The sequence below is a fragment of the Streptomyces sp. BRA346 genome (genome assembly GCF_052851135.1).
The window spans coordinates 101,600-113,706 of the sequence record NZ_JAIWIH010000010.1 but is presented as its reverse complement, the minus strand read 5'-3'; the positions used below and the strand labels follow the sequence as shown (position 1 = coordinate 113,706).

Below are 12,107 nucleotides of genomic sequence, written 5' to 3'. Positions count from 1 at the left end.
CCCTCCCGTTGGGTGCACATCCCCTGGACGCACATCAATCGCACAGGTCGCCGAGAACCTATCGGGGCACAGACGGAGTGGCTAGAGGGTTCCGATCACGCCAACCAGCCGCCGAATACGGAGAGTTGTTACCGTCACCCCCTTTCGTAGCGGGCTGTGATGGCGCATCCTGGCGACATGGACCGAGACGAACGGCACGACCGGAGCGAACGGGCCGAGCGGCTGACGCAGTATCTGACCGAATTGCAGGAACGAATCGATCCGCGCTCGCTTGAGCTGCTCATGCGGCTGCTGCGCGAGCTGAGCACCTCACCGGCCGTCCGCGGGGGGACGTACGAACTCGGCATGGGGCCCGAGGAGAAAGAGCTGTTCACCCCCGCACTCCAGGCCGAGTTGCTGGTGTTGTTCGGCCTGCTCACCTCCCAGGACGAGCGGGTGGTCGTCGACCTCGGCGACAGCCCGCACGCCAAGGGGATGAAGGTGCTGGTGCCCCAGGACCGGGCCCAGGACCCCGACTTCCTGCACCGCCACAAGCAGCGCGTGGCGGCCGAGGCGGAGCAGCGGGAGGCGGACCGGCGCGAGGTGGAGGGCATCGCGAGGGCGAGCGGCATGGAACCGTGACGTCACCGTGCGTGATGAGCGGTGAACGCCGAGAGTTACCGGCCGTATAGTCACGGCCGGGCGGCGCACTCATGAGGCGGCCGCACCCGCCCCGACGGCGGGGGGTCGTTACGCCCCCACCGGGGCCGTCTCTCCCGTGAAGGTGCGCCACAGCTCGGCATACCGGCCGTCCGGCCGCGCCACCAGCTCCTCGTGCGTACCGTCCTCGACGACCCGCCCGTGGTCCAGGACCACCACCCGGTCCGCGCGGGCCGCGGTGGTCAGCCGGTGCGCGACGACCAGCGTGGTGCGTCGGCCCGCCAGCCGGTCCGTGGCCTGGTTGACCAGGCCCTCGGTGGCCAGGTCGAGCGCGGCCGTGGCCTCGTCGAGCAGCAGGATGTCCGGGTCGACCAGCTCGGCGCGCGCGAGCGCGATCAGCTGGCGCTGCCCGGCCGACAGATTGCGCCCGCGCTCGGAGACCGCGTGCAGATAGCCGCCGTCGAGCGAGGCCACCATGGCGTGGGCGCCGACCGCCCGTGCGGCCGCCTCCACGTCGGCGTCGCTCGCGTCGGGCCGCCCGTAGGCGATGGCGTCGCGCACGGTCCCGGGGAAGAGATACGGCTCCTGCGGGACGACGCCCAGCCGGTTGCGGTACGCGGTGAGGTCCAGCTCGCGCAGATCCGTGCCGTCGACCCGTACGGCGCCGCCGGTGGGGTCGTAGAAGCGGGCGACCAGCTTGACGAGCGTGGACTTGCCCGCGCCCGTCTCCCCCACGAACGCCACCGTCTGCCCGGCCGGGATCGTGAGGTCGATGCCCGACAGGGCCTCCTCGCCGTCCCCGTAACGGAAGTGCACATCGTCGAAGGCCACGTCGCCGCGCACCGTCCGCACCGCGCGCGGGTTCTCCGGCGCCGGGGTGGTGGTCGGCTCCCGCAGCAGCTCCTGGATGCGGCCCAGCGACACCGTGGCCTGCTGATAGCCGTCGAACACCTGGGACAGCTGCTGGACGGGCGCGAAGAACAGGTCGATGTAGAGCAGATAGGCGACCAGCGCCCCCGCCGTCAGCGTCCCGTCGCTCACCCGCCCGGAGCCGACGATCAGCACCAGCGCGGCGGCCGTGGACGACAGCAGCTGGACGAACGGGAAGTACACCGAGATCAGCCACTGGCCGCGCACCCGCGCCTGCCGGTACGCGTCGCTGCGCCCCGCGAACCGCTCCCGGCCGACGCCCTCGCGCCGGAACGCCTGCACGATGCGCAGCCCCGCCACGCTCTCCTGGAGGTCGGCGTTGACGGTGCCCACGCGCTCACGGGCGAGTTCGTACGCCTTGACGCTCTTGCGGCGGAAGACGAACGTGCCGACGATCAGCGGCGGCAGGGTGGCGAACACCACCAGCGCCAGCTGGACGTCGATCACCAGCAGCGCGACCAGGATGCCGAAGAAGGTCAGCAGGCTGACGACGGCGGTGACCAGACCGGTCTGGAGGAACGTCGACAGCGCGTCCACATCGGTGGTCATCCGCGTCATGATCTTGCCGGTCAGCTCGCGCTCGTAGTAGTCGAGTCCGAGCCGCTGCAACTGCGCGAAGATCTTGACCCGCAGGGCGTACAGCATGCGCTCGCCCGTGCGCCCGGTCAGCCGCGTCTCCCCGAACTGCGCGGCCCACTGCGCGAGGACGACCACCAGCGCCAGCCCGGACGCCGCCCACACCGCGCCCAGCGCGAGGCGCTGGACGCCCTGGTCGATGCCGTGCCGGATGAGCACCGGCAGCAGCAGCCCGGACACCGCGTCGACCGCGACCAGCAGCAGGCAGAACAGCAGCGGCGCCCCGAATCCGCGCAGCAACTGCCGTAGTCCGTAACTCCCTTCGGGCCGCGCGGCCCGCTCCTCGTCCACCTCGGGTGTGTCGGTGGCGGGCGGCAGGGCCTCGACCTTGGCCAGCAGCTCGGGCGTGGCGGGCATCCCGGCCAGCGCCCCGGCCATCCCGGGGGCGGGTGGTGCGGTGGCGGTTCGCGCCTCGGGGGCCGCCGTGTCGCCGTCCCCGTCGCGCCGCGCCCAGAGCTCCGGGGTCACCCCGCCCGTGGTGCGGGGCGCGGCGTGCGCGGGGTCGTCGCCGCCGCGCACCTGCGCCGTCGCCGCCCCCTTGCCGTTCGCGGACGGTTCCCCGTCGAGGCACGGCTCGGCCAGCCCCGTGGCGGCCGCCTCGCCGCCGAACGCCCCGGCGAAACCGGAAGCGTTGGCGTGCTCGGGGTCGTCGCCGCCGCGTGGGCGCCCGGCGAGGCGGCCGGCCGGGTCCCGGGTGATGCCGCTCAGCTCGTCCGGGTCGGTCAGCAGACGGCGGTACAGCTCGCAGCGCCCCCGCAGTTCCTCGTCCGTGCCGAGGTCCACCAGGCGGCCGCCGTCCAGGACGGCGATGCGGTCGGCGAGCGCGAGGGTGGACAGGCGGTGCGCGACGAGGAGGGTCGTACGGCCCGCCATGACGCCCCGCAGCGCCCCGTGGATCTCGTGCTCGACGCGCGCGTCCACCGCCGAGGTGGCGTCGTCGAGGACGAGCAGCCGCGGGTCGGTGAGGATCGCGCGGGCCAGCGCCATGCGCTGGCGCTGGCCGCCGGAGAGGGTGAGGCCCTGCTCGCCGACCTCGGTGTCGTAGCCGTCCGGGAGGGCGGAGATGAAGCCGTCGGCCTGGGCGGCGCGGGCGGCGGCCCGGATCTGCTCGTCGTCGGCGTCCGGCAGCCCGTAGGCGAGGTTGGCGCGCACGGTGTCGGAGAAGAGGAAGCTGTCCTCGGGGACGAGCCCGATGGCGGCGCGCAGCGAGTCGTACGTCAGCTCGCGCACGTCGTGGCCGCCGATCCGCACCGCGCCGTCCGTCACGTCGTAGAAGCGGGGCAGCAGCATGGACAGGGTGGACTTGCCGCTGCCGGAGGCGCCGACCACGGCGACCGTCTCGCCCGGTTCGATGCGCAGCGACACATCGGAGAGCACCGGCCGGTCGGGGTCGTAGCCGAAGGTGACGTGATCGAATTCGACCGTCGCGGGCGCCTCCGCGGGCAGTTCGCGCGCGTCCGGGCGCTCCTGGATGACCGGTTCGGTGTCGATGAGTTCGTAGACCCGCTCGACACCGGCCCGCGCCTGCTGGCCCACGGTCAGCATCATGGTGAGCATCCGCACCGGGCCGACGAGCTGCGCGAGATAGGTCGAGAAGGCGACGAACGTGCCGAGGGTGATCTGCCCGCGGGTGGCCATCCAGCCGCCGAGGGCCAGCATCGCGACCTGGCCGAGGGCGGGGACGGCCTGGAGGGCCGGGGTGTAGCGGGCGTTGAGGCGGACCGTGCGCAGCCGGGCGGCGAAGAGGCGGCGGCCGACCTCGCGGAGCTTGCCCGTCTCCTGCCTCTCCTGGCCGAAGCCCTTGACCACGCGGACGCCGGTGACGGCCCCGTCCACGACCCCGGCGACGGCTGCGGCCTGGCCCTGGGCGTACCAGGTGGCGGGGAAGAGCCGGACGCGGCTGCGCGAGGCGAGGACCCACAGGGCGGGCGCGACGGCGAGCGCGACGACGGTGAGCAGCGGGGAGAGCACCGCCATCACGACGAGGGAGACCAGGAAGAGCAGGACGTTGCCGATCATCATCGGCACCATGAAGAGCAGGCTCTGGATCAGCTGGAGGTCGCTGGTGGCGCGGCCGACGATCTGGCCGGTGGACAGCTCGTCCTGGCGCCTGCCGTCGAGGCGGACCAGGGACGCGTACATCGCGGTCCGCAGATCGTGCTGGACGTCGAGCGCGAGCCGCCCGCCGTAGAAGCGGCGGACGTAGGTGAGGGCGTAGACGACGAGGGCCGCGACGATCAGCAGGACGGCCCAGGGCGCGAGCGCCCGGTCGTGCCGGACGATCACCTCGTCGATGATCAGCTTGGTGACGAGCGGGACCAGCGCCATGACGCCCATCCCGGCGAGCGAGGCCCCGAGCGCGAGCAGCACATTGCGGCGGTACCGCATGGAGTGGCGGATCAGTCGCCGTGCCCAGCCCTGCCGTGCGTCCGCATTGTCACCGTTGTCGGCGTTGCCACCGTTATCGGTGGTGTCGCCTTTGCCGCCCGCCACTCATGACCTCCCGGTGTCCATTGCTGCCGGAAGACCCAACACACACGTGTGCGGATTTCATCCTTCCGCAACAAACGGACGGCGGGCGGGGCTGTTATGCCGCTTCGTCGCGCGGCACCTCCTCCGGGACGGCGACCGCGGCGCAGCGCGCGGCGATGTCGTCCAGCCGCAGGCCCAGGGTGGCGGCCAGGGCGGCGATGGTGAAGAAGGCAGGGGTGGGAGCCCGGCCGGTCTCGATCTTGCGGAGGGTCTCCGCCGAGATCCCGGCCCCGGCGGCGACGTCCGCCATGCTGCGCTCGCCCCGGGCCTGCCGCAGCAGGACACCGAGGAAGCGGCCGCGTTCGCGTTCCGACGGAGTGAGAGGAGTGCGCACCATGACCGTGATACTAATACCGGTATAAGAATTGGGTCACCCTCGGGAGGGCAGCACTGTGGTGGAAATCAAGACGGACGCGTCGCTGGACGCCATGCGGGAGGCGGGCCGGGTCGCCGCGGGCATCCTCACGGCGACGCGCGAGGCCGCCGCCGTCGGCGTGAGCCTGCGCGAACTGGACGAGGTGGCCCGGGAGGTCCTGCGCCGGGCCGGGGCCACGTCCCCCTTCCTCGGCTACCGGCCGGGCTTCGCCCCGACCGCCTTCCCCGCGGCCATCTGCGCCTCGGTCAACGACGCGATCGTGCACGGCATCCCGAACGGGTACCGGCTGCGCGACGGCGATGTGGTGTCCATCGACTGCGGCGCGGTCCTCGACGGCTGGGCCAGCGACTGCGCGACCAGCTTCATCGTCGGCACCGCCCGCCCCGAGGACGCGCGGCTGGTCGAGACCGGCCGGAAGGCCCTGGAAGCCGCCATCGCGGCGGCCGTCGTCGGCGGCCGGATCGGCGACATCGCGCACGCCATCGGAACGGTGGGGCGGGCGGCCGGGTACGGCATCCCCGAGGACTTCGGCGGCCATGGCGTGGGACGGCAGATGCACGAGGATCCGCCGGTGCCCAACGAGGGGCGGCCGGGGCGCGGTTACCGGCTCCGGCACGGGCTGGTGCTGGCCATCGAGCCGATGTTCATGGCGGGCGGCAAGGACGCGTATCTGACGGACGACGACGGCTGGACGCTCCGTACGGTGGACGGCACCCGGGCGACGCACAACGAACACACCGTGGCGATCACGAACGACGGACCACGGGTGCTCACCGCGCCCTGAGGCCGAGTTGCTCGACCACACCGTTCATCAAAAACTTATGGGCACCGATTAGGGTCACACCAGGCGATCACCGCACAACAACCGCACATCAGAAGGGTGATGATCGAGATGGTGGTCCAGATCGACGACATCCCGCCCTCGGAACGGTTCGCGGCCTGGCGTGCCCTGTGCGACCGGACGACGATCCCCATGGAGCTGCGCAGCACCCATGAGGGCGACTTCCGGGCGACGATGTGGGGCATCCACCTGGGGCAGGTCATGGTGTCCGGCACTTCCGTCCCCTCCCTGTGGAACCACCGGACACCGGCCCACATCCGCCGGTCGGATCCGGAGCTGTACCACCTCCAGCTGCATCTGAGCGGGGAGACGGACGTCCGGCACGCGGGCGCGACCACGACGCTGGGCGCCCGGCAGTTCATGCTCTCCTGCACGTCCCGGCCCTACGAGGCCGTCATCGGGCGCGGCAGAACGGACACGATGACGGTCGCCGTCCCGCCGTCCCTGCTGCCGTTCCCGGCGGCCGACCTCGATCGGCTGCTCGGGCGGCGGCTGTCGGGACGGACGGGTATCGGCGCCCTCCTCGCCGACGTCCTCATCCGCATGAGCGCCGAGCACACCGCGTACCGTGCGGCTGACGCCCCGCGCCTGGGCACCGTGGTGGTCGATCTGCTCACCGCGCTGCTCGCGCACGAGCTGGACGGCGACGCGGAGGCGAGGGGCGGGGCCGGGGCTGCGCATACGGCCCCCGAGAGCCAGCGGCGCGCCCTCGTCCTGCGGATCCAGGACTTCGCGCAACGGAACCTGCACACCCCCGGCCTGACCCCGGCCTCGATCGCCGCGGCCCACCACATCTCGGTGCGCTACCTCCACCGGCTCTTCGAGCGGCAGGGGCACACGGTCGCCGCCTGGATCCGCGCCCAGCGCCTGGAGCGCTGCTGCCGCGACCTGGCCGACCCCGCGCAGAGCGGCCTGCCCATCCACGCCATCGCCGCGCGCTGGGGCTTCAGCCACGCGGCCGACTTCAGCCGGGCGTTCCGCGGCGCCTATGGGATACCGCCCCGGGACTTCCGCCGGACGGCGCTGTCGCAGCAGGTGCGGCAATCGCAGTTGTCGGAGGCGTCGCAGCTGCCGGACCGCACGGGTGAATCGGACCGCACGGGTGAAGGTGAGCAGGACTCCCCCCGTCGAAGCCCTGCTCACCTTCGCTGATCAGCATGGACTGGCAGCCGCCGGATGTCATTGGCGTGCGGTGCACGGTTCTTGATGCTCCGTGCACCGCACGTCCTGTACCGGGGGTCACCCGGTCACTTGGTCACCTTCAGCTCCTCGATGCCCGCGCGCTTCTTGTCGTCCGCCGAGCGCAGCGTGACGCGGACGTAGCGGGCCGGGCCCGTGGTCCCGTCGCGCCAGTGCCGCCCGTCGAGCGAGACCTGAGTGCGGTGCGAGGCGGGGCGGGTGCTGGTCCACTGCGGGGTGACCTCGCCGATCCGTACGGTCCGGCCGAGGTCGGCGGTGAGCGTGCCCCGGGCCGCGTTCGGGACCCAGGCGGTGGCCGCGTTGCCGTCGAGGGCGGCGCCCGGCTCCATGCCCGGCTCCTGCGAACTCGCCGTCGCCTTCTGGCAGCGGGCCAGGTTGGTGGTCGGCGTGAGGTCCGGGCGGCGGGTCTTGAGGACGGCGGGGGCGCCCTCGCTCACGACCTGCTTCCCGCCCTGCGGGGTCTCGATGTCGAACGGCGCCCCGGAGGTCAGCCGCACCGTCGTCTCGTGCGGGCCGATCGCCACGTCGTACGTACGGCCCTGCCAGCGCAGCCCCCGCAGGGTGACGCCGTCGCGGAGCTGCGGCGGCAGCATGGGGTCGAACCGCACGGCGTCCTCGCGCATCCGCATCCCGGTCAGGCCGTGGGTGAAGACCTGGAGGAAGCCGCCCTTGCCGGTGAGGAAGTCCTGGGCGGGTGACCCGGCCAGCGGGTCGTTGGCGCCCGCCTTCTCGCCGCGCGCCTCCGAGAACTGGTCGAACGGGCCGCGCACGAACGGCTTGATGGAGCGCATCAGGTACGTGTACGAGGAGCAGCCGGGCTCCCCGATGGACGCGGCGTCGATCGCGTGCACCGAGTCGGTCATGGCCGGGCCGTCGGGGTCGGTGCGCGCCGCGTAGTAGTCGAGCGTCTTGGCGGCGGACTGCCCGGACATCGGCCACTCCAGCGGATACATGAGCAGCACGGTGTCCGCCTGCTTGATCAGCGAGCCCTTGTAGCCGTCGTACTGCTGGAAGACCTGCTTCTTCTTGTCGTACGGGATGCGCAGCTTGTCCGCGATCCGGGTCCAGGCGGCGGGGGGCTTCTCGCCGAGGACGCGGGCGGCGCGGGCGGCGTGGCGCAGGGCGGTGGCGGCTCCGGCGTTGGTGAACACCGCGTCGTCCACACCGTTGCTGTACTCGTCGGGGCCCGCGACGTTCTTGATGGAGTAGCTGCCGTCGTCGTTGTGGGTCACGCGCCCGGCCCAGAACTCGGCGATGCCCTTGAGCACCGGCCAGCCGCGCTCACGCAGCCAGGTGGCGTCGCCGGTGGCCTGGAAGTACTGCCAGGCCGCGAGGGCGATGTCGCTCTGGAGGTGGTTCTGGGTGCGGCAGTGCGGCGGGTCCCAGCTGTGGCATTCGGTCCACAGCCCGCCCTTGCTCGCGCTGGTCCAGGGGTAGAAGAGGCCGGGGTAGCCGAGCTTGCGCGCGTTCGTCCGGGCACCGGCGCGGGTCTTGTAGCGGTACTCGATTACGGACTTGGCCAGTTCGGGGTGGCTCGCCAGCAGCCCCGGGTACATCCAGGTCTCGGCGTCCCAGAAGATCAGGCCACCGTAGTTGTCGCTGGTCAGCCCGGTCGGGGAGATGCTGTTGCGGGAACCGGCCCGGGTGGCGGACAGCAGCCCGTACTGCGCGGAGCGCACCCAGCCCTGGAGGTCGCGCTGCCTGCGGCCGCCGATCTCGATGTCGGAGCGCCAGAGCTTGCGCCACGCGGCGGTGTGCTCGGTGAACAGCGCGGGCCAGCCGCGGTCGGCGGCCCGGCGGGAGGCGGCGACGGCGTCGGCGCGCGGGGCGTGGGAGGTCAGCGCGGTGTCGACGCCGACGTACTTGGTGAACTCATAGGCGTGGCCCTGCCGCACCGGGAAGCGGACGGCCTGCCGGGCGCTCAACTCACCGTCCTGGTCGGCCCGTTCCGCGTTCGCGTTCTGTACGTTACGGCCGGGCCGCAGGGTGGACGCGACGGAGCCGTCGGTCTTGGTGCCGTCCGTACGGAACGCCACATCGACCGTACGGTCGCCATGGGCGCCGCCGCCGGTCTGCGTCATGCGCCGCGCGCCGCGCCCGTCGATGCGGTCGGTGACGGTGGCGTCGCCGCTCCAGTGCGGGGTCATGCGCAGCCGTACGGCACCCACGTGCGCGTCGTTGCGGTCGGCGAGCACGTCATAGGTGAGGTCGGTGGCGCGGCCGTCGGACGCCGTCCAGGTGAGGGACGTACGGACGAAGCCGCAGCGCAGGAAGACGGTCTGCCGGTAGTGCGAGATGTGCCCGGCGGACGTCCCCGAGCCGAAGGTCTCCGCGCCCTTGCCCCCGGTGGCCACGTTCAGCGTGGACCAGTTGGGGATGGCGGCGGCGACCTGCCGGTTCTCGGTGGTCTTCTTGTTGTGCCCGTACAGGCCGGAGACGAACGCTCCGTCGTAGCGGGGCGTGAACAGCGGCCATCCGGTCTTGTCGCCGCCGCCCGAGTAGCCGGTGCCGTTCGGCGGCACGCGCTGCCCGAGATACCCGTTGCCCACGTACGCGTGGTAGCTGTCCTTGGGATCGATGCGGTCGGAGGTCTGCGCCCAGCCGTCGGACGGCCCACGCGCACATCCCCCGGCGCCGGCACGGGCCGCCGCTGAGGAGTCGGATTCGGGAGCGGCGGACGCCGGGGGCACGGCGGCGATCAGCCCGCAGACGAGGAGCGGGGCGATCAGCCGGGCGGCGCGCGGCAGCCGGGAGGTGGAGTACGTCATTGTTCTCCGTCGTGGTTCGCCGGGTGACGGTCGCAGTGACGATAAAGAGGTGAACACAGGAGGTCAATGGATACGGCCATGTCTTCAATACCTGAACATCAATTCATATGCATGAACCACATCAGAGGGCGGTAGGGCGCACCAGCCCCGACTCGAACGCGAAGACCGCGGCCTGAGTGCGGTCGCGCAGGCCCAGCTTGAGCAGGATCCGGCCGACATGGGTCTTCACGGTCTGCTCCGCCACCACCAGCCGGGTGGCGATCTCCGCGTTCGACAAACCCTGCGCGATCAGGGCCAGCACCTCGGTCTCGCGCTCCGTCAGATCGCCGACGCGGTCCTTGAGGGGAGCGCGCGGGGCGGCGGCGGTCGCCCGGGAGAACTCCGCGATCAGACGCTTGGTGATGTTCGGCGCGAGCAACGCGTCCCCGGCCGCCACCACCCTTACCGCATGGGTCAGTTCCTCGGCCGACGCGTCCTTCAGCAGAAACCCGGACGCGCCCGCGCGCAGCGCCTCGTACACATACTCGTCGAGGTCGAAGGTGGTGAGGACGAGCACCTTGACGGTGGCGCCGTCGGGTTCGGTGAGCCGGCGGGTGGCCTCGATGCCGCCGAGGCCGGGCATGCGGATGTCCATCAGGACGACATCGGGGGCGAGTTCGGCGACCTGGGCGACGGCGTCCTCACCGTCCACGGCCTGGCCGACGACCTCGATACCGGGTTCGGCGTTCAGCAGCACCGTGAAGCCCTGGCGGACCATGCTCTGATCGTCGGCGATCAGAACGCGGATGCTCGTCGTCATGCGGTGTCCTCGGCGGTCTCGGTCGGCCTCGTGGCGGGGGAACTCGTAGCGGGGCTCGCGGCGGGGCTCGCTGCGGGGCTCGTGGCGTGAGGAAGGTCGGGCTCGCGCTGGGGCAGTACGGCGGCCACCTCGTAACCGCCGTCCGGTGTCGGGCCGGTGGCCAGCTCGCCCCCGAGCATCGCGGTGCGCTCGCGCATCCCGAGCAGCCCGTGCCCGGCGCCCGGCGAGGGCAGGGCAGGGCGGTCCGGGGCGGTGTTCACGACCCAGACGGTGAGCCCGTCCGGGTGGTAGCCGATCTCCACCCGCACCTCGGCCCCCGGCGCGTGCCGCATCACATTGCTCAACGCCTCCTGCACGATGCGGAACGCCGACAGCTCAAGGCCCGGCGGCAGCGACCGGCGCTCACCGGCTATCTCGACGGCCACCGGAATCCCGGTGCTGCGCACCGTGTCCACCAGCTCGTCCAGCCGGTCGAGGGTGGGCTGCGGGGCATGCCGTACGCCATCGGCGAGAGCGTCCTCGGAGCGCAGCACGCCCAGCACCCGGCGCAGCTCGGTCAGCGCCTCGACCGCGCTGCGGCGGATCCCCGCCAGGTTCTCCTTCAGCTCGTCGGACGGGTTCTCGGCCAGATGCGGGGCGACCTGCGCCTGGATGGAGATCACCGACATGTGGTGCGCGACCACGTCGTGCAGCTCCCGGGCTATGCGATTGCGCTCCTCCAGCAGGGTGCGGCGGGCGCGCTCCTCGGCGGTGATCTCCTCCTGCTCGACCAGCCGCGCCCGGGCCACCCGGCGGCCGCGCAGCGCGGTACCGACCACCACGGCGGTCACCAGGACCGCGATGACCACGCCGGGGTCGGAGTCGGGGACGGGCGCCGGGGCGGTGAAGGCCCGGCAGACCAGGCCCACCAGCAGGCTGATCGCCAGCACCTCGGCCGCGATCCGGGGGCGGGTGCGCAGGGCCAGCAAAAACAGCACCAGCGCCTGCACCATCAGCCCCTCGCCGGACCAGGGGAACGTGGCCTCGGGGACGGCCCCGGACCTGAACCACGCGATCACCACCGTCACGGCCGTGATCGCCCACCACGCCGGGACCGGCCGGAACAGCGCCCCTGCGAGCGCCACGGACTGGACCGCCGCGAGCAGGACGCCGAGGCCCTGGCCGAACCCGTAGAGCTCCCCGTACTTGTCGGCGCACGCGATGAACAGCACCACCGCGCCCAGCACCACCGGCAACGCCAGCGCGGGCAGCCAATCCAGCCAGCTCGGCCCGCTTCGGCGCGGCAGCGGATCGGCCGCCGTCGTCCACAGGTCCTCGCGCAGGATGCCCGGAACCGCCCGCAGCCCCCGCGTCACCTTCACCACCCGCCCCCGCCCCCTCATGGAC

The 12,107-nt window shown here is 72.2% G+C and carries 8 protein-coding genes; 3 read left to right on the top strand and 5 right to left on the bottom strand.

The window, feature by feature from the left end; all coding sequences use genetic code 11:
- Window positions 1–177 precede the first annotated feature (177 nt).
- Window positions 178–621: a hypothetical protein gene (locus LCH29_RS15535; protein ID WP_039941875.1), complete on the top strand. Its 444-nt coding sequence runs from the start codon at window positions 178–180 to the stop codon at window positions 619–621.
- Window positions 622–729: 108 nt separating this feature from the next.
- Here LCH29_RS15535 and LCH29_RS15530 read toward each other — a convergent pair whose 3' ends face one another.
- Together LCH29_RS15530 and LCH29_RS15525 are read right to left on the bottom strand one after the other, a co-directional pair.
- Window positions 730–4,593 (bottom strand): ABC transporter ATP-binding protein, encoded by a 3,864-nt coding sequence (locus LCH29_RS15530; protein ID WP_446462354.1) that lies wholly within the window; start codon window positions 4,591–4,593, stop codon window positions 730–732.
- 199 nt (window positions 4,594–4,792) lie between these two features.
- A complete protein-coding gene (locus tag LCH29_RS15525; protein WP_446462320.1) occupies window positions 4,793–5,074 on the bottom strand; it encodes a helix-turn-helix domain-containing protein in 282 nt (93 codons plus the stop codon).
- Window positions 5,075–5,129: 55 nt separating this feature from the next.
- Here LCH29_RS15525 and map point away from each other — a divergent pair, with 55 nt between their 5' ends.
- On the top strand, window positions 5,130–5,897 hold the full coding sequence (map, locus tag LCH29_RS15520) for a type I methionyl aminopeptidase (protein ID WP_446462319.1): 768 nt from the start codon (window positions 5,130–5,132) through the stop codon (window positions 5,895–5,897).
- 99 nt (window positions 5,898–5,996) lie between these two features.
- Window positions 5,997–7,106: a helix-turn-helix domain-containing protein gene (locus tag LCH29_RS15515; protein WP_446462318.1), complete on the top strand. Its 1,110-nt coding sequence runs from the start codon at window positions 5,997–5,999 to the stop codon at window positions 7,104–7,106.
- A gap of 95 nt (window positions 7,107–7,201) precedes the next feature.
- Here LCH29_RS15515 and LCH29_RS15510 read toward each other — a convergent pair whose 3' ends face one another.
- From LCH29_RS15510 to LCH29_RS15500, 3 genes are all read right to left on the bottom strand, one after another.
- A complete protein-coding gene (locus tag LCH29_RS15510; RefSeq protein WP_446462317.1) occupies window positions 7,202–9,922 on the bottom strand; it encodes a glycosyl hydrolase family 65 protein in 2,721 nt (906 codons plus the stop codon).
- 121 nt (window positions 9,923–10,043) lie between these two features.
- A complete protein-coding gene (locus tag LCH29_RS15505; protein ID WP_446462316.1) occupies window positions 10,044–10,721 on the bottom strand; it encodes a response regulator in 678 nt (225 codons plus the stop codon).
- On the bottom strand, window positions 10,718–12,103 hold the full coding sequence (locus tag LCH29_RS15500; protein ID WP_446462315.1) for a histidine kinase: 1,386 nt from the start codon (window positions 12,101–12,103) through the stop codon (window positions 10,718–10,720). Before LCH29_RS15500 ends, LCH29_RS15505 begins: the two co-directional genes overlap by 4 nt.
- Window positions 12,104–12,107 lie beyond the last annotated feature (4 nt).